The organism is Kluyvera sp. (assembly GCF_965301105.1).
In genome coordinates this window covers 195,493-212,928 of the sequence record NZ_CBDKZX010000001.1, presented here as the reverse complement: position 1 = coordinate 212,928, position 17,436 = coordinate 195,493, and the positions used below count along the sequence as shown (strand labels likewise).

Here is a 17,436-nt window from a genome sequence, read left to right as displayed (position 1 = left end):
CGTCCGCTGAAGTTGACGTGATGGGTAAAAACGGCAAATGGCTGGAAGTGCTGGGTTGCGGGATGGTGCACCCGAACGTTCTGCGCAACGTAGGCATCGATCCGGAAGTGTATTCCGGCTTCGCCTTCGGGATGGGCATGGAGCGTCTGACCATGCTGCGTTACGGTGTCACCGATTTACGTGCGTTCTTCGAAAACGATCTGCGTTTCCTCAAACAGTTTAAATAAGGGCAGGACAACATAATGAAATTCAGTGAACTGTGGTTACGCGAATGGGTTAACCCGGCTATCGACAGCGAAGCGCTGTCGGGGCAAATCACCATGGCGGGCCTGGAAGTCGACGGCGTTGAAGCCGTGGCTGGCAGCTTTAACGGCGTGGTGGTCGGTGAAGTCGTTGAGTGTGGTCAGCATCCGAACGCCGACAAACTGCGTGTCACAAAAGTGAACGTAGGCGGTGAACGTCTGCTGGATATCGTCTGTGGCGCGCCGAACTGCCGTCAGGGCCTGAAAGTGGCCGTGGCAACCATCGGCGCAGTGTTGCCGGGTGATTTCAAAATCAAAGCGGCAAAACTGCGTGGCGAACCGTCTGAAGGCATGCTGTGCTCCTTCTCCGAGCTGGGTATTTCCGACGACCATAGCGGCATTATCGAACTGCCGGCCGACGCGCCGCTGGGTACCGATATCCGTGAATACCTGAAGTTAGACGATAACACTATCGAAATCAGCGTCACGCCAAACCGTGCCGATTGCTTAGGCATCATCGGCGTGGCTCGTGACGTGGCGGTACTGAACAAGCTGCCGCTGAACGCGCCGGAAATCGCGCCAGTGGCGGCGACCATCGCGGACGTGCTGCCAATCGAAGTTGAAGCCGCCGACGCCTGCCCGCGCTATCTGGGCCGCGTGGTGAAGGGCATCAACGTCAAAGCGCCAACGCCGCTGTGGATGAAAGAGAAACTGCGTCGCTGCGGTATTCGCTCCATTGATGCGGTCGTTGATGTGACTAACTATGTCCTGCTGGAACTGGGTCAGCCGATGCATGCGTTCGATAAAGATCGTATTGAAGGCGGCATCAAAGTGCGGATGGCGAAAGAGGGCGAAACCCTGGTCCTGCTGGACGGTTCTGAAGCCAAACTCAGTGCCGACACCCTGGTGATTGCCGACCACAACAAAGCGCTGGCGATGGCCGGTATCTTTGGCGGCGAGCACTCTGGCGTGAATGACGAAACCCAAAACGTGCTGCTGGAATCTGCTTTCTTCAGCCCGCTGTCCATCACCGGCCGTGCGCGTCGTCATGGTCTGCATACCGATGCTTCTCACCGCTACGAGCGCGGTGTGGATCCGGCGCTGCAGTACAAAGCAATCGAGCGTGCTACCGCGCTGCTGATCGAACTGTGCGGCGGCGAAGCGGGTCCAATCATCGATGTGACTCATGAAGCCGCGCTGCCGAAGCGTGCGACCATTACGCTGCGTCGTAGTAAGCTGGATCGCCTGATTGGTCATCACATTGCTGATGATCAGGTGACCGATATTCTGACTCGCCTGGGCTGTGAAGTGACGGTCGGTGACAACCAATGGCAGGCGGTTGCTCCAAGCTGGCGTTTCGACATGGAAATCGAAGAAGACCTGGTCGAAGAAGTGGCGCGCGTTTATGGCTATAACAGCATCCCGAACGAGCCGGTACAGGCCGGTCTGGTGATGGGCAGCCATAAAGAAGCCAATCTGTCGCTCAAGCGCGTGAAAACCATGTTGAACGATAAAGGCTATCAGGAAGTGATCACCTACAGCTTCGTGGACCCGAAGGTTCAGCAGCTCGTTCACCCGGGTGAAGAAGCGCTGATTCTGCCAAGCCCAATCTCCAGCGAAATGTCCGCCATGCGTCTGTCTCTGCTGACCGGCCTGCTGTCGACGGTGGTGTACAACCAGAACCGCCAGCAGAACCGTGTCCGTATCTTCGAGACTGGTCTGCGCTTCGTTCCGGACACTCAGGCACCGCTGGGCATCCGTCAGGATGTGATGCTGGGTGGGGTCATCTGCGGCAACCGCTACGATGAGCACTGGAATCTGGCAAAAGAGACCGTTGATTTCTATGATTTGAAGGGCGATCTGGAATCTGTTCTCGATCTGACCGGTAAATTATCTGAAATTGAATTCAAGGCAGAAGCCAACCCGGCACTGCATCCGGGCCAGTCTGCCGTGATTTATCTGCGCGGTGAACGCATTGGTTTCATTGGTGTTATCCACCCTGAACTGGAGCGTAAACTGGATCTGAACGGCCGTACACTGGCGTTTGAACTGGAGTGGAACAAGCTCGCAGACCGCGTGGTTCCTCAGGCGCGCGACGTTTCTCGCTTCCCGGCAAACCGCCGTGACATCGCCGTTGTGGTCGCTGAAAATGTGCCGGCAGCGGATATTTTAAACGAGTGTAAGAAAGTTGGCGTAAATCAGGTAGTTGGCGTAAACTTATTTGACGTGTACCGTGGTAAGGGTGTTGCGGAAGGCTATAAGAGCCTTGCTATCAGCCTGATCCTACAAGATACCAGCCGTACACTCGAAGAAGAGGAGATTGCCGCTACCGTCGCCAAATGTGTAGAGGCATTAAAAGAGCGATTCCAGGCATCATTGAGGGATTGAACCTATGGCGCTTACAAAAGCTGAAATGTCAGAATATCTGTTTGATAAGCTTGGGCTTAGCAAGCGGGATGCCAAAGAACTGGTGGAACTGTTTTTTGAAGAGATCCGTCGTGCTCTGGAAAACGGTGAGCAGGTTAAACTGTCCGGTTTTGGCAACTTTGATCTGCGTGACAAAAATCAACGCCCGGGACGTAACCCAAAAACGGGTGAAGATATTCCCATTACAGCCCGGCGTGTGGTGACCTTCAGACCAGGACAGAAGTTAAAAAGCCGGGTCGAAAACGCAACACCCAAAGAAGAGTAATTCTGATCTAACTAAAAAGGCCGCTGATGCGGCCTTTTTCTTTTCTGGGCGGCGTTGTCACCGTAAAATCAAACGCTTCTCCACGGGCGACGGATAACTATGCAGGTTTATGTAGATCAACAGCAGCGGCGTAATCGTCGCTGGCTTACCGGATTGTCTCTGGCCCTATTGGCGATGCTGACCATCAGCCTGTGCGCGGGCGACCAGTGGATCCCTCCCGGCGAATGGCTCACGGCCAAAGGTCAGTTGTTTATCTGGCAGATTCGCCTGCCGCGTACCGTTGCGGTGCTGTTGGTCGGCGCGGCGCTGGCCTTGTCGGGGGCGGTGATGCAGGCGTTGTTTGAAAATCCGCTTGCCGAACCGGGATTGCTTGGCGTCTCTAACGGCGCGGGCGTCGGGCTTATTGCAGCAATTATGCTGGGCCAGGGTCATCTTCCGGGCTGGGCGCCAGGGCTGGCGGCCATTGCGGGCGCATTGGTGATAACCGGAATACTAATGCGCTTTGCACGACGCCATCTCTCCACCAGCCGCCTGCTGCTGGCGGGCGTGGCGCTGGGCATTATCTGTAGCGCGTTGATGACGTGGGCGGTCTATTTTTCGACGTCGTTCGACCTTCGCCAACTGATGTACTGGATGATGGGCGGCTTTGGCGGCGTGGACTGGCAGCAGACAGGGTTGATGGTGGTGCTGCTGCCGGTGATTGTCTGGGTTGGTCTGCAAGCTCAGCCGTTAAATCTGCTGGCGCTAGGGGAAACCTCTGCTCGCCAACTGGGCGTACCCATCGCCTTCTGGCGTAAGCTGCTGGTGATGGCTACCGGCTGGCTGGTGGGTGTCAGTGTGGCGCTGGCGGGTGCTATCGGTTTTATTGGACTGGTGGTGCCGCATATGCTGCGCCTGTGCGGCCTGACTGACCATCGCGTGCTGCTACCGGCCAGCGCGCTGGCGGGGGCGAGCACGCTGCTGTTTGCTGATATTATCGCGCGACTGGCGCTGTCGGCCGCTGAGTTGCCGATTGGCGTAGTGACCGCGACGCTGGGGGCACCGGTGTTTATCTGGTTGTTGCTTAAGTCAGGTCGCGACTAACGCAACGTCCTGATTAAAAAGCTTTGGTGTCGTGCCAGCGTATCTGGCTATTATTAAAGACCGGGCGATAAGACCCAAACACGCTGAAAAGAGGATGCTATGCAAACCACCATACTGAACACCCCAGTCACGACTATCGACGGCGAGAAAACAACCCTGGAAGGCTACAAAGGCAAGGTACTGCTGATTGTTAACGTTGCCTCTAAATGTGGCCTTACACCGCAGTACGAGCAGCTAGAAGCGCTACAGACGTCTTTACAGCACGAAGGCTTTACGGTGCTCGGCTTCCCGTGTAATCAGTTCCTGGGCCAGGAGCCGGGTAGCGAAGAAGAGATTAAAACGTTTTGCAGTACGACTTACGGCGTAACGTTCCCGCTGTTTAGCAAAATCGACGTGAACGGCGACACGCGTCATCCGCTGTATAGCCTGTTGACCCGTCTTGCGCCGAAAGCCGTAGCGCCGGAAGGCAGCGGCTTTTATGAACGTATGGCCAGCAAAGGACGCGCCCCTGCGCATCCGGGCGATATTCTGTGGAATTTCGAAAAGTTCCTGATTGGTCGTGATGGTCAAATCATTAACCGTTTCTCTCCGGATATGACGCCGGATGATCCGATCCTGACTTCGGCCATCAAGCAGGCTCTTGCTCAGCCATGATGCCGCTGATGCAGCTTCAGCATGTCGCTGAAGGCAGCCGCCTTCATGCGTTCAGTGCCAGGGTGGAGCCCGGTGAGATCATTCATCTTGTTGGGCCAAACGGGGCTGGCAAGAGTACGCTGCTGGCCAGAATGGCCGGTCTGAGTAGCGGGAAGGGCGCCATCACGTTGAATGCGCAGCCGCTGGATGAATGGCCAGCGCAGGCGTTGGCGCGCCATCGCGCATATCTTTCTCAGCACCAGACGCCACCCTTCGCCATGCCTGTCTGGCAATTTCTGATGTTGCATCAACAAGGCGAGCGGCAATCGGCGCTCGCCGTTCACGTGACTGAGATGTTGGATCTGAGTAATAAGCTCGGACGTAACGTCAGCCAGCTCTCCGGCGGCGAATGGCAGCGAGTTCGGTTGGCGGCCGTCATCCTGCAAATTCATCCTGACGATAATCCAGATGGTCAGCTTCTGCTACTGGATGAGCCGATGAACAGTCTTGATGTCGCTCAGCAGGCGGCGCTGGATAGGTTGTTGGCTGAACTGAGGGGGGCTGGCGTCGCTATCGTGATGAGCAGCCATGACCTGAACTATACGCTACGCCATGCCGGACGTGTCTGGCTATTATGTCAGGGGCGTTTGATCGCCAGCGGTGAGACCGAGAACGTTATGCAGCCCGCGCATTTATCTGCCGCGTATAATATGCGCTTTCAGCGACTGGATATTGCAGGGCACCAAATGCTCATTTATGACTATGTCGGCGAAAATTAATCCAACTCCGCTTGAAATGGCGGTGATTGCTTGCCAGCCAAACCGCAATAGATATAATTTACTGGCTGAATAAAAAAATGAGGATTCGCTGGATATGCGTTTCTGGACTCTTTTTCTCGTGGCTTTCGTTTTAGCAGGGTGTAGTAGCCATCGCGCGCCGCCGCCCAATCCCCGGCTTTCGGATTCTATTACCGTTATCGCAAGCTTAAACGATCAGTTGCAAAACTGGCACGGTACGCCTTATCGCTATGGTGGGATGAACCGCCGCGGCGTGGACTGTTCCGCTTTTGTGCTGATGACTTTCCGCGATAAATTCGAAATGCAGCTTCCTCGGGAAACACGGCAACAAGCGAAGATCGGCACCGAAATAGATAAAGATGAACTGCTGCCCGGCGACCTGGTGTTCTTTAAGACTGGCGCAGGCGAGAGCGGGCTGCACGTGGGTATTTACGATACCGACAACCAGTTTATTCATGCCTCCACCAGCCAGGGCGTCACGAGGTCATCGCTCGATAATGTCTACTGGCGAAAAAACTTCTGGCAGGCCAGGCGAATTTAATCAAAAAGAAAAGGAGGCGAAATGCCTCCTTTTCTTTTTATAGACGACAACATTTTAAATAAATAGCCGACAATATGCCGATTTTGTCAGGTGAGATCATAGAACTTAAGGTTGATTGTGTTAATCCATTACTTTCGATTACAATCATTATGATCCAGTGACGGACCACAAAAATAAAAGGAACCGATGAAAGGAATAACAGCAGTATTCATTACCGTAGGTTTTTTGCTTTGTGACGTCGGAAACCCGGACATGACTTTTAGTGAAGGGCAGTCGCAATGATTGTATCGCTGGATAATACGTATTGTTCTCAATTGTTTTTCCTTCCCGCCAGAAATAGCGACGGGCGTCTTGTCGGCCTGAAAATCGTCAGCCAATTTAGCGGTCTTGATAATCACATACGCATTCCCACTGGTCTGGTGCTGCCGCGGCTGACTCCACAACAAGAAATAACCTTATTTGAGGAAAAACTGGCGCTGTTGAATAACTGTCAGTTGTTCTTTCGTCAGCACAACCTCAAAGCGTGGATCACTGCGCCACCGGGGCTTGTTACGGCGCTGCTTGCCGACGATGAGCTCGTCGCCAGCGCGCAGCGTTTTCCGTTTCTGGAGTTGGCCGTTAGCGAAAGCTATCCTGGCCTCAATCAGGTAGATGAAAATCATCCTTTGGCCCACCTGTGTCAACACTTCCCTTTAGTGCTCAGTGACTTTGGTTCCGGTGATGCCTCCACCCGCGCGGTATTCGCCGGGCTGTTCACCCGCATTGTTCTGGATAGAAGCTTTGTCCAGCGCCAGTCAAAATCCGCGTCTTTTGAACCGTTTCTGCGTGCGATCGTGACGCAGATCCAGCCTTACTGTCAGGGTATTATGATCTCCGGTGTGGATGACGAGCACACGCGTCAGCGCGTAGCGTCCTTCGGGTTCAGTGGGATGCTTGGCAGCCTGTGGCCGGTAGTGGCAGAATCTTCCTTAACAACATTAGTGCAACAATAACCCTGCACTTACCCGGGTGTTTAACGTACAGTAACCCAATACACTACGGGCAGGAGGAACCATGAACCTGTCATTTAACACCCGCTGGCGCGATGAGCTGCCAGGATTTTACAGTGCGCTACAGCCCACGCCGCTGCATAACGCCCGCGTGATCTGGCACAACGCGCCGCTGGCGCAAGCGCTCGCGATTCCCGAATCACTTTTCACGCCTGAACATGGCGCAGGCGTCTGGGGTGGCGAAACGCTGCTGCCCGGTATGTCGCCGTTAGCACAGGTATACAGTGGTCATCAGTTTGGCGCCTGGGCAGGGCAACTGGGCGACGGGCGCGGTATCTTACTGGGCGAACAGCAGTTAGAAAACGGCAAAACGGTCGACTGGCATCTTAAGGGCGCTGGACTCACGCCGTATTCACGAATGGGCGATGGGCGAGCGGTACTACGTTCGACGATTCGTGAGAGTCTGGCCTCGGAAGCCATGCATTATCTTGGCATTCCGGGCACCCGGGCGCTGGCGATAGTGACCAGTGATACGCCGGTCTACCGCGAAACGGTAGAATCTGGCGCGATGCTGATGCGCATTGCCGAAAGCCACATCCGATTCGGCCACTTCGAACATTTCTACTACCGCCGCGATATCGACAGCGTACGTAGGCTGGTGGACTTTACGATCCGTCATTACTGGCCGCAGTTGCAGCATGAGGCCGATGGTTATGCGCTGTGGTTCCAGGACGTCGTGGCGCGTACGGCGCAGATGATTGCCCGCTGGCAAACGGTGGGTTTCGCACATGGCGTGATGAATACCGACAACATGTCGATACTGGGTCTGACGCTTGACTACGGTCCGTTTGGTTTCCTCGATGACTATCAACCCGCGTTTATCTGTAATCACTCGGATCATCAGGGTCGCTATCGCTTCGATAATCAGCCTGCAGTCGGTCTGTGGAACCTTCAGCGTCTGGCGCAGGCGGTGTCACCTTTGATTGAGGTGGATACGCTTAACGCTGCGCTGGAAGGCTATCAGGCGGTGCTGTTCCGTGAATACGGGCAGCGAATGCGTCAGAAACTCGGGCTGTTCAGTGAAAGAACAGGCGATAACGATCTGCTTAACGGCTTGTACGCGTTGATGGAACGAGAAGGGAGTGACTATACACGTACCTTCCGCTTGCTCAGTGAAACGGAGCAGCACAGCGCCGCGTCGCCGCTGCGTGATGAGTTTATTGACCGCGCAGCCTTTGACAGCTGGTTTACTCAGTACCGCGCGCGTTTACAGCTGGAGCAAGTGGATGACGCGACGCGCCAGCAGGCAATGAAACTCGCCAACCCGGCCATGGTCCTGCGAAACTGGTTGGCGCAACGGGCGATTGAGCAAGCGGAGAAAGGCGACTATCGGGAGCTCTATCGCCTGCATGAAGCGCTGCGCGATCCGTGGCGCGATCGGGATGATGACTACAGTCGACGTCCGCCTGACTGGGGTAAGAGACTGGAAGTCAGCTGTTCAAGCTAATGTATTCAGGCTGCGCTATGACAATGGCGCAGCTATTTGGTCAATATCAGCTTTCCTGCCTGGGTTTGCCGTAGCAGATACTGCTGCTCTCCATGCTCAATGATTAAACGACCCTCATTGCCTAACAGCGTCTGGCTGTCGATCCGCCGATCCTGAGGAAGAGGATGGGGGGTATTATCCTTCTTGGTTTCCTGTTTTGCGCAGCTATCCATTTGCTAAATTTATAATGAAAATCAATATAACAATGAGAATTATTATCGATTTTTGGCGAGACAACCGCAAGCGTTATTTACCACTAGATCGGGTAGGGGCAATGGCCCACCGCTGAACGGTGGGCGGGGGAGGCTTAGAGACGAGTGGCGACTGCGGCTGCCAGCTTTTCCAGCAGCAGTTCGGTATCTTCCCAGCTCAGACACGGATCGGTAATCGACTGACCGTAGGTTAGCGGCTGGTCAGCGACGATCTTTTGCGTCCCTTCACGCAGGAAACTTTCCGCCATAATACCGGCAATAGCCGAGGAACCATTGCGGATCTGTTGGCAGATATCGTCGCACACTTCCAGCTGACGGCGATGCTGCTTCTGGCAGTTGCCGTGACTGAAGTCAACCACCAGGTGCTCGGGGAGATCAAACTGATGCAGCGTGTCGCAGGCCGCGGCGATATCGTCGGCATGGTAGTTCGGTTTTTTGCCGCCACGCATAATGATATGGCCATACGGGTTGCCGCTGGTCTGATAGATAGTCATCTGACCGTTTTTATCCGGCGACAGGAACATGTGGCTGGCGCGCGCCGCGCGAATAGCGTCAACCGCAATGCGGGTGTTGCCGTCGGTGCCGTTTTTAAAACCTACCGGGCAGGAGAGCGCAGAGGCCATTTCACGGTGGATCTGGCTTTCCGTTGTCCTGGCGCCAATGGCGCCCCAACTGATTAAATCGGCGATAAACTGACCGGTCACCATATCGAGGAATTCGGTCGCCGTCGGTACACCCAGCGTGTTGACCTGTAACAGCAGCTTGCGTGCCTGCTCAATACCGTGGTTAACGCGGTAGCTGCCGTTCAGGTCGGGATCGGAGATTAATCCTTTCCAGCCCACCACGGTGCGCGGCTTTTCGAAATAGGTGCGCATGACGATTTCCAGCTCGCCCTGATGCTTTTCACGCAGCACCTGAAGGCGACGAGCATAATCCATCGCGGCATCGAGGTCATGAATGGAGCAGGGGCCCACTATCGCCAGCAGGCGACGGTCTTCACCGTTGAGGATTTTTTCAATACGATGGCGTGAGGCGGTGACGTGGGCCGCAACGTCCGGTGATACAGGGTGGCGCTGAGCAAGTTCAGCAGGCGTAATCAGGCTCTCAATTCGAGCGGTACGCAATTCATCGGTCTTATTCATGGAAGTCTCAGAAATTTGTTGCTTCACCAGTCAAGATGCTGGGAAGTGATGCACATCACGATAAACCAATCTGGGTTTAATTCAAGCGTGGCAGGTAATGTGCTCTCAATCACAAAGCTATGATAACCAAATTTGCTGCATTGTACTAGTGTGTTAGTACATTCTGCGACTTAATCCCATTATATCCATGATTTTCGTGGCAATTTCTTCAACTGAGTAGTTGGTACTGTTCAGCCATGGGATCTGATGACGGCGGTAAAGCGCCTCGACCTCGGCCACTTCCATTCGACACTGGCGCATTGACGCATAGCGGCTGTTTTCCCGCCGCTCTTCACGAATGGCCGCCAGACGCTCAGGATTGATTGTCAGCCCGAACAGCTTATGCTGCAGCGGTTTGAGCGAGGCAGGCAGCACCAGGTTGTCCATATCATCGGCAATAAAGGGGTAGTTGGCTGCGCGAATGCCGAACTGCATCGCCAGATACAGGCTGGTCGGCGTTTTACCGCAGCGCGACACACCCAGCAAAATCACCTGCGCCTGATCGAGATTACGCAGCGAGATGCCGTCGTCGTGTGCCAGGGTGTAGTCAATGGCGGCGATACGTGCATCGTATTTGGTCAGATTACCGGGGGTTAAGCCGTGGGTACGGTGAGCAATCGGCGTTGGGTCAAGCTTCAGCTCTTCCTGCAACGGCGCGACCAGTGCCTGCACAATATCCTGACAAAAACCTTCACATTGTAGAATAATGTCACGAATTTCGGGGATCACAATCGAATAGAACACAAGAGGCCGTACGCCCGTTTGCTGGTAGATAGCATCGATCTGTTCCTTCACCGCCCGCGCGCGACTTTCACTTTCGATAAACGGCAGAGTGATGCTGTTTATCGCTACCGGGAACTGCGACATGACCGCGTGGCCGAGCACCTCCGCCGTAATCGCGGTTCCGTCAGAAATATAAAATACCTGCCTGTCGACTGCGTTATCCATATTGCTTGACTCCCGTTAATTGCCTGAAAGGGTAAATTAAATTTAAACACAAGCCAGACGTATTTGTCTTAAATTTAAAAATGAAACGGTATTTTTATTTTTAATGAAATGGTCGTTTCAATTTCCAAAAGAGGTCAATAGACCGCATGTTTTTGTGCCTTTTCAGGCTAATCAGTAGGTTATGAATAAACAGGAATCAATCCTAAAAAGTAAAAAAATAATTTGCTTACACGATTCACCGTTTTTTTCGGCCGTTTAAATATGCGAGGATATTTTAAGTAGTCAGTCGTTTCTTATCACTGCTTCTTTAAATCAAAAAAGGATTGTCTCGATGTCCAACAATGGCTCGTCACCGCTGGTGCTTTGGTACAACCAACTCGGCATGAATGATGTAGACAGAGTTGGAGGCAAAAATGCCTCCTTGGGTGAAATGATTACTAATCTGTCCGGAATGGGTGTGTCTGTGCCCAACGGATTTGCCACCACTGCCGATGCGTTTAATCAGTTTCTCGACCAGAGCGGCGTAAACCAGCAGATTTATCAACTGTTGGATAACACCGATATTGACGACGTTACCGCCCTGGCGAAAGCCGGCGCGCAGATCCGTCAGTGGATCATCGACACTCCTTTCCAGAGCGAACTGGAACAGGCAATTCACGAAGCGTATAACCAGCTGGCCGCTGATAACGCCAATGCTTCCTTTGCCGTGCGTTCTTCCGCAACAGCTGAAGATATGCCGGACGCTTCCTTCGCCGGTCAGCAGGAAACCTTCCTTAACGTCCAGGGCTATGACGCGGTGCTGGTGGCGGTGAAGCACGTGTTCGCTTCACTGTTCAACGACCGCGCTATTTCTTACCGCGTGCATCAGGGCTATGACCATCGCGGCGTCGCGCTCTCCGCGGGCGTACAGCTGATGGTGCGTTCCGACCTCGCTTCCTCTGGCGTCATGTTCTCCATCGATACCGAATCCGGCTTTGACCAGGTGGTGTTTATCACCTCCGCGTGGGGCCTGGGGGAAATGGTGGTGCAGGGCGCGGTGAACCCGGATGAGTTCTACGTTCACAAACCGACCCTCGCCGCCGGTCGCCCGGCGATTGTTCGCCGTACCATGGGCTCGAAGAAAATTCGTATGGTCTATGCGCCGACCCAGGAGCATGGCAAACAAGTGCGCATTGAAGACGTGCCGCAGCAGCAAAGCGATATTTTCTCGCTGACTAACGACGAAGTGCAGGAGTTGGCGAAGCAGGCAGTACAAATTGAAAAACACTACGGTCGTCCGATGGACATCGAGTGGGCAAAAGACGGTCATACCGGCAAGCTGTTTATCGTTCAGGCGCGTCCTGAGACGGTACGTTCGCGCGGGCAGGTGATGGAACGTTATACGCTGCACTCGCAAGGGCGTATCGTGGCGGAAGGCCGCGCCATCGGTCACCGTATTGGCGCGGGCCCGGTTAAAGTCATTCATGACATCAGCGAAATGAATCGCATCCAGCCGGGCGATGTCCTGGTCACCGACATGACCGACCCGGATTGGGAACCGATCATGAAAAAAGCGGCGGCGATTGTCACCAACCGCGGCGGACGTACCTGCCACGCGGCGATTATTGCCCGTGAGCTGGGGATCCCGGCGGTGGTGGGCTGTGGCGATGCCACCGAGCGCATGAAGGATGACGAAAAGGTCACCGTTTCCTGTGCCGAGGGCGACACCGGCTACGTTTACGCCGACCTGCTGGACTTCAGCGTGAAAAGCTCCAGCGTGGATACCATGCCGGATCTGCCGCTGAAGATCATGATGAACGTCGGCAACCCGGACCGCGCGTTTGACTTCGCCTGCTTGCCAAACGAAGGCGTGGGTCTGGCGCGTCTGGAGTTCATCATCAACCGTATGATCGGCGTGCACCCACGTGCACTGCTCGAATTCGACGACCAGGAACCAAAACTGCAAAACGAAATCCGTGAAATGATGAAAGGGTTCGATTCGCCGAAAGAGTTCTACGTTGGCCGTCTGACGGAAGGGATCGCCACGCTGGGCGCGGCGTTCTATCCGAAACGCGTGATTGTGCGTCTGTCTGACTTCAAGTCGAACGAATACGCCAATCTGGTCGGCGGCGAACGTTATGAACCGGAAGAAGAGAACCCGATGCTCGGCTTCCGCGGTGCTGGTCGCTATGTGTCTGACAGCTTCCGTGACTGCTTTGCCCTCGAGTGTGAAGCGGTGAAACGCGTGCGTAACGACATGGGACTGACCAACGTCGAAATCATGGTACCGTTCGTACGTACCGTGGATCAGGCGAAAGCGGTGGTGGATGAACTGGCGCGTCAGGGCCTCAAGCGCGGTGAAAACGGGCTGAAGATCATCATGATGTGTGAGATTCCGTCCAACGCCCTGCTGGCGGAGCAGTTCCTTGAACACTTTGACGGCTTCTCCATTGGCTCAAACGACATGACGCAGCTGGCGCTGGGCCTGGATCGAGACTCTGGCGTCGTTTCCGCGCTGTTTGATGAGCGTAACGAGGCGGTGAAAGCGCTGCTGTCGATGGCGATTCGCGCAGCCAAGAAGCAGGGCAAGTATGTCGGTATCTGCGGCCAGGGGCCGTCCGATCACGAAGACTTTGCTGCCTGGCTGATGGATGAAGGAATCGATAGCCTGTCGCTGAACCCGGATACCGTCGTGCAGACCTGGCTGAGTCTGGCCGAGCTGAAAAAGTGATGACCATTCTGCTGAGATCCCGGGCGTTCAGTTAATGCCTGGGTGACGGCAAAGCGGTGATATAGAAATCCGTAATCTCACAGAGATTACGGATTTTTTTATGGTGAGTCATACTGTTACGGCTATGAGCGCCAAACGTTCAATTAGCGCGATTCTCACCTGAGTTACCAATAAGGCTTCCAGCACTGACGTACGCGAATCAGAGCTTCAAGGTAAAAGTAATCTCCCCAGGAACAGCATTCATCAACACCTTTACCGGCCGGCATATGATAAACCGAATGCATCAGCAGTCCCTCACAGTTCTCGTCATGGGTAGAAAGATAGTGCTCCGTTAATGAATGAATAATGTGCAGTGCGCACTCTTCATACTGCATCCGATGCGCATCGGTTGCAGGGAGCGCTTTCGTCAGATCCAGCAGCCCGCAGGCTGCAATAGCGGCGGCGGAACTGTCGCGCACGGCGTCGGTATCAACGAGCGCCAGATCCCAGTGGCAGACGAAGTCTTCTGGCAAACGGTTGATAAAGTAGTGGCTCAGGCTACGCGTCAGGTCGACCAGGCTGCTTTTGCCGGTATACAGGTAGCTGAGCATAAACCCGTAAATTCCCCACGCCTGTCCACGCGCCCAGCAGGAACTATCGCTATAGCCCTGGTGCGTGTTGCCATAGCGCGGTTCGCCGGTGTTCACGTCCATATAGTAGGTGTGATACGTCGAAGCATCGGGCCTGACAATATATTTTGCAGCCTGCGTGGCGTGGGACAATGCCGCCTGGGCAAAGGCAGGGTTACCCGTCTGCTCGCTAGCCCAGTAGAGCAGCGGAAGGTTCATATTGCAGTCGATAATCATCCGCCCTTGTTGCTCCGGGTCCGTCAGATCGCCCCAGGCCTGGATAATCCCCGCCGTGGGGTTGTAGCGTTGCATCATCATTTCCGCCGCATGCAGCGCGATATCGCGCGCACGGGTATTGCCGGTCAGACGCCATGCGTTTACGCAGGAGAGACTATAGAGAAAACCAAGGTCATGGGTATCCGTCTCAACCCGGTTTGCCAGCCGATGAGCAAAAGAGAGAATAAATCGCTCAGCCGCCTGACGATATTTATCGTGGCCGGTCATCTCCCAGAGTAGCCAAAGCTGGCCGGTCCAGAAACTATTGGTCCACTGATTATTTTCTGCCGGTTGCCATTTCCCTCCTTCGCAGGCTTCATTAGGAAACTTATCGCCCAGCGCAAATAGCGTGCGGTCAATCCGTGAGGTAATATGCTGAAGAGCATTATCCACTTTTATTTTTAATACCTGACGATCTATCGGTGCGTTATCGAATGGGCGCAGGGATTCAGTAACGACATGCGCCGTTTTATTACGAGTCATAAATTATCCTGTAATTACTACTTGGGTGTTTAAATAATTCTTGATTACGCGCTTTCAGCGCGGGCTGGTAATGTCTTTTTTCCCGCAATGCTGCTGGATAAGGTAAAAGCCGAGATGGCTGTGAATAATAACGCGCAGCAGCCCATGATTAAAAATGTGTGAGAGAAACCTATTTTATCGTATAAATAACCCGCCGGTGGTGCGACGACAACGGAACCTACATAGACCATGGCCTGATAACCTAATAAATACATGGTGGCATTGACCCGTTTGTGGAAATGCTCCGCGATGTATTTAAAAACTGATATTAAGAGCAGCGCGATTTCAACACCATAGAAAGGTTTGATAATCGAAATCATAATAGGGTCGACGGTCAAGCCAGACAGAATCAGACGGCAACCCACCACTAACCCACAGAGCAATAATCCTTTTTTGGCCCCGTAATAGTTAACTAACGCCGGAATAAACATCATCATCAGAAATTCGATACCGGCCTGTAGCGTCCCCAGGTAACCATACCAGGCATTACCTTGCTCTTTGGTGGCAAAGAAGGAGACAAAATAGCGCGGGAACTGTTGCTCCGCGACAAACATCATCCACGCAACGCCGGCGACATACAGGCTAAACATCCAGAATTTACGGCTTTGCATCAAGGCGATGACATCGGCAAAAACAATCTTGTTATCGGAGATAACGGTGTTATTGCGCAGCTGTTCGTCACCTATCTTCAAACTCAACAACACCGCCAGCATCACTAAAGAGGTCGTACTGCTCAGCAGAAAGTTAGCCGCGGGCGTATAGTTAAAAAGTACCCCCGACACCGAGGCGGCAAGCGCCCAGCCAAGCGAGCCCCACATTCTGATACGGCCAAACTCCAGACCGTAAAGGCGACTGAAGCGATCGGCATACGACTCGGCGGCTGCCACACCGGCATACCAGCCTAAGCTTAAATAAAATGCCCCTATAATAATTCCCAGCAGCGTATGGCTTAGCAGTAGAGGTTGATAAATAAAAACAAAAAAAGGTGCCATTAAAGCTGATGTGGCACAAACAAAATAGAGCAACCACTTGCTCATCCCTATTTTGTCCATGATGTAACCGTATACTGGCTTTAATACTACGGCAAAGACACCATTGACGGCGAATACAGTACCAATAGTGACGCTATCCAATCCAACTTTCTGACTTAACCATAAGGCATATAACCCAAAGCTGGAAGACCAGGTAAAAAAATAGAGAAATATAAAACTGCTCATTTTGAACTGTGCTATACGGGTCAATAACATCGTGTTCATGATGCGACTCCAGTATAAATTGGGTAATCATCAGAGTACGGAACAAGCATAACATATTCTGTCGTAATCATAATTTCCTGCCGTGTTGATAGATATTTATAGGATAAGGCCTGAAAGCACAACCCGGATGCTGACGGACGGAGATTAGCGTCTTTATTTCCCGTGCTAGCGTGAGCATGTTCACAGAATTATTGTCATTTTTAAGTTTGATTAGATTTATGTTCAAACATTAAGCAATATCTGCAATGTATAGCAGTAAAGCTTAATTTTATTGTCATGGTGAAAAATGAGTGAACCGCAAAAGCTGGAAAGAATTGCGCTAGGAAATGAGGTGGTGTCGTTTCAGAGGCCAATGGGGTCAAGCGCTCATTATTATCACTGGCATCAGTGTGTTGAGTTTCTATATATCTCAAAGGGTTATGGGATTGTTGTCGTAGACAAGCAGCACTACACGGCCAGGCCCGGCCGGCTTTTTATCTTCCCGCCATTTCGCCTGCATAAGGTGCAGGTTGAGGTGGCAGAGAACAACCCTTCTTATCGCACGGCAATGCATATTGAGCACAATGAAGTGAATAGTGCCTTGCGAATGTTCCCACGTCAGCAGGCGCAATTTGCTGCACTGTCTGGCACGCACGCGCCTGCGCAAATTCACGATCTCAGCGAACATGCAGATTATGTCGCTCATATCCTCGATCGCTTCGAAGCGCTGGAGCGTAAAGGCTATAACTCCGCCAGCGATGTCGCTTTTCTGGTGATGCAGTTACTGGATTTTCTCCCTGAACAACTGCAAGGCGAGGCCCATCAGCAGCAGACGATCGCTGCCCGCATCATGCATTGGGTGGAAGAACATTATCAGCAGAAATTTTCGCTGGATGAGCTGGCATCGGACATGGGATTTTCACGCAGCTACACCTCGCGAATTTTCCGCCAACAAACGGGAGGAGGGATCCAAGAGTATATTCTGACGCGCAGGATTAAAAAAAGCTGCGATTTGTTGCGCTATTCGTCACTGAACGTGACGGAAATTGCCCATACCGTAGGTTTTACTGATATGACCTATTTTATTACCTGCTTTAAAAAAATGTTGGGCCAGTCCCCTTTGCAATACCGTAAACAATATGCCGAAGAAAACCATTGAACGCGCGGCATAGCGCTAAGAAATGCCTGTAATCATGCTACAAGAGTTGCGGGCGATCACAC

Annotated in this window: 16 protein-coding genes; 11 read left to right on the top strand and 5 right to left on the bottom strand. The window is 53.1% G+C overall.

Annotated elements, in window-relative coordinates:
• The 9 genes from ACW14G_RS00980 to selO form a co-directional block, all read left to right on the top strand.
• The coding region (locus ACW14G_RS00980) for a tRNA ligase subunit PheS family protein (protein ID WP_455648418.1) at positions 1-227 on the top strand (227 nt) is incomplete at its 5' end.
• Between the two features lie 15 nt (positions 228-242).
• On the top strand, positions 243-2,630 hold the full coding sequence (gene pheT / locus ACW14G_RS00975) for a phenylalanine--tRNA ligase subunit beta (RefSeq protein WP_249023196.1): 2,388 nt from the start codon (positions 243-245) through the stop codon (positions 2,628-2,630).
• A gap of 4 nt (positions 2,631-2,634) precedes the next feature.
• Positions 2,635-2,934, top strand: coding sequence for an integration host factor subunit alpha (gene ihfA / locus ACW14G_RS00970; protein ID WP_003030571.1), 300 nt, complete (start codon positions 2,635-2,637; stop codon positions 2,932-2,934).
• A 99-nt stretch (positions 2,935-3,033) separates the two neighbouring features.
• Complete coding sequence (gene btuC, locus ACW14G_RS00965; RefSeq protein WP_249023197.1) at positions 3,034-4,017, top strand: vitamin B12 ABC transporter permease BtuC; 984 nt, start codon at positions 3,034-3,036, stop codon at positions 4,015-4,017.
• A 99-nt stretch (positions 4,018-4,116) separates the two neighbouring features.
• Positions 4,117-4,671: a glutathione peroxidase gene (locus ACW14G_RS00960; protein WP_167575724.1), complete on the top strand. Its 555-nt coding sequence runs from the start codon at positions 4,117-4,119 to the stop codon at positions 4,669-4,671.
• Entirely contained in the window at positions 4,668-5,429 is a 762-nt protein-coding gene (gene btuD, locus ACW14G_RS00955; RefSeq protein ID WP_249023198.1) for a vitamin B12 ABC transporter ATP-binding protein BtuD, read from the top strand. The genes ACW14G_RS00960 and btuD overlap by 4 nt, the downstream gene beginning before the upstream one ends.
• Positions 5,430-5,523: 94 nt before the next feature.
• Positions 5,524-5,988 carry a C40 family peptidase gene (locus ACW14G_RS00950; protein ID WP_163446506.1) on the top strand — a complete coding sequence of 155 codons (465 nt, stop codon included), beginning with the start codon at positions 5,524-5,526 and terminating at the stop codon, positions 5,986-5,988.
• 278 nt (positions 5,989-6,266) lie between these two features.
• Positions 6,267-6,980 (top strand): EAL domain-containing protein, encoded by a 714-nt coding sequence (locus ACW14G_RS00945; RefSeq protein WP_249023199.1) that lies wholly within the window; start codon positions 6,267-6,269, stop codon positions 6,978-6,980.
• 61 nt (positions 6,981-7,041) lie between these two features.
• On the top strand, positions 7,042-8,484 hold the full coding sequence (gene selO / locus ACW14G_RS00940; protein WP_249023200.1) for a protein adenylyltransferase SelO: 1,443 nt from the start codon (positions 7,042-7,044) through the stop codon (positions 8,482-8,484).
• Between the two features lie 32 nt (positions 8,485-8,516).
• Here the strand turns inward: selO and hemP are convergent, their stop codons facing one another.
• The 3 genes from hemP to ppsR all read right to left on the bottom strand — a co-directional run bounded on the left by hemP (position 8,517) and on the right by ppsR (position 10,864).
• On the bottom strand, positions 8,517-8,696 hold the full coding sequence (gene hemP / locus ACW14G_RS00935; RefSeq protein ID WP_163446503.1) for a hemin uptake protein HemP: 180 nt from the start codon (positions 8,694-8,696) through the stop codon (positions 8,517-8,519).
• Positions 8,697-8,830: 134 nt separating this feature from the next.
• The gene (gene aroH, locus ACW14G_RS00930) at positions 8,831-9,877 is read right to left on the bottom strand and encodes a 3-deoxy-7-phosphoheptulonate synthase AroH (RefSeq protein ID WP_163446502.1); all 1,047 of its coding nucleotides are present in this window, start codon (positions 9,875-9,877) and stop codon (positions 8,831-8,833) included.
• Positions 9,878-10,030: 153 nt separating this feature from the next.
• Entirely contained in the window at positions 10,031-10,864 is an 834-nt protein-coding gene (ppsR, locus tag ACW14G_RS00925) for a posphoenolpyruvate synthetase regulatory kinase/phosphorylase PpsR (protein ID WP_035896136.1), read from the bottom strand.
• A gap of 331 nt (positions 10,865-11,195) precedes the next feature.
• Between ppsR and ppsA the strand changes: the two genes are divergently transcribed.
• Positions 11,196-13,574 carry a phosphoenolpyruvate synthase gene (ppsA, locus tag ACW14G_RS00920; protein WP_223802708.1) on the top strand — a complete coding sequence of 793 codons (2,379 nt, stop codon included), beginning with the start codon at positions 11,196-11,198 and terminating at the stop codon, positions 13,572-13,574.
• A 164-nt stretch (positions 13,575-13,738) separates the two neighbouring features.
• Here ppsA and ACW14G_RS00915 read toward each other — a convergent pair whose 3' ends face one another.
• The gene (locus ACW14G_RS00915) at positions 13,739-14,941 is read right to left on the bottom strand and encodes a glycoside hydrolase family 88 protein (RefSeq protein WP_455648417.1); all 1,203 of its coding nucleotides are present in this window, start codon (positions 14,939-14,941) and stop codon (positions 13,739-13,741) included.
• 44 nt (positions 14,942-14,985) lie between these two features.
• Complete coding sequence (locus ACW14G_RS00910; RefSeq protein WP_249023202.1) at positions 14,986-16,236, bottom strand: oligosaccharide MFS transporter; 1,251 nt, start codon at positions 16,234-16,236, stop codon at positions 14,986-14,988.
• A gap of 286 nt (positions 16,237-16,522) precedes the next feature.
• Here ACW14G_RS00910 and ACW14G_RS00905 point away from each other — a divergent pair, with 286 nt between their 5' ends.
• The gene (locus tag ACW14G_RS00905) at positions 16,523-17,374 is read left to right on the top strand and encodes a helix-turn-helix domain-containing protein (protein ID WP_163446498.1); all 852 of its coding nucleotides are present in this window, start codon (positions 16,523-16,525) and stop codon (positions 17,372-17,374) included.
• Positions 17,375-17,436 lie beyond the last annotated feature (62 nt).

Coding starts and splice junctions, on each gene's coding strand:
- btuC (WP_249023197.1), top strand. CDS start 3,034: ATGCAGGTTTATGTAGATCAACAGCAGCGGCGTAATCGTCGCTGGCTT.
- ACW14G_RS00905 (WP_163446498.1), top strand. CDS start 16,523: ATGAGTGAACCGCAAAAGCTGGAAAGAATTGCGCTAGGAAATGAGGTG.
- btuD (WP_249023198.1), top strand. CDS start 4,668: ATGATGCCGCTGATGCAGCTTCAGCATGTCGCTGAAGGCAGCCGCCTT.
- ACW14G_RS00950 (WP_163446506.1), top strand. CDS start 5,524: ATGCGTTTCTGGACTCTTTTTCTCGTGGCTTTCGTTTTAGCAGGGTGT.
- ihfA (WP_003030571.1), top strand. CDS start 2,635: ATGGCGCTTACAAAAGCTGAAATGTCAGAATATCTGTTTGATAAGCTT.
- ACW14G_RS00915 (WP_455648417.1), bottom strand. CDS start 14,941: ATGACTCGTAATAAAACGGCGCATGTCGTTACTGAATCCCTGCGCCCA.
- pheT (WP_249023196.1), top strand. CDS start 243: ATGAAATTCAGTGAACTGTGGTTACGCGAATGGGTTAACCCGGCTATC.
- ACW14G_RS00945 (WP_249023199.1), top strand. CDS start 6,267: ATGATTGTATCGCTGGATAATACGTATTGTTCTCAATTGTTTTTCCTT.
- hemP (WP_163446503.1), bottom strand. CDS start 8,696: ATGGATAGCTGCGCAAAACAGGAAACCAAGAAGGATAATACCCCCCAT.
- aroH (WP_163446502.1), bottom strand. CDS start 9,877: ATGAATAAGACCGATGAATTGCGTACCGCTCGAATTGAGAGCCTGATT.
- ACW14G_RS00960 (WP_167575724.1), top strand. CDS start 4,117: ATGCAAACCACCATACTGAACACCCCAGTCACGACTATCGACGGCGAG.
- ppsA (WP_223802708.1), top strand. CDS start 11,196: ATGTCCAACAATGGCTCGTCACCGCTGGTGCTTTGGTACAACCAACTC.
- ACW14G_RS00910 (WP_249023202.1), bottom strand. CDS start 16,236: ATGAACACGATGTTATTGACCCGTATAGCACAGTTCAAAATGAGCAGT.
- selO (WP_249023200.1), top strand. CDS start 7,042: ATGAACCTGTCATTTAACACCCGCTGGCGCGATGAGCTGCCAGGATTT.
- ppsR (WP_035896136.1), bottom strand. CDS start 10,864: ATGGATAACGCAGTCGACAGGCAGGTATTTTATATTTCTGACGGAACC.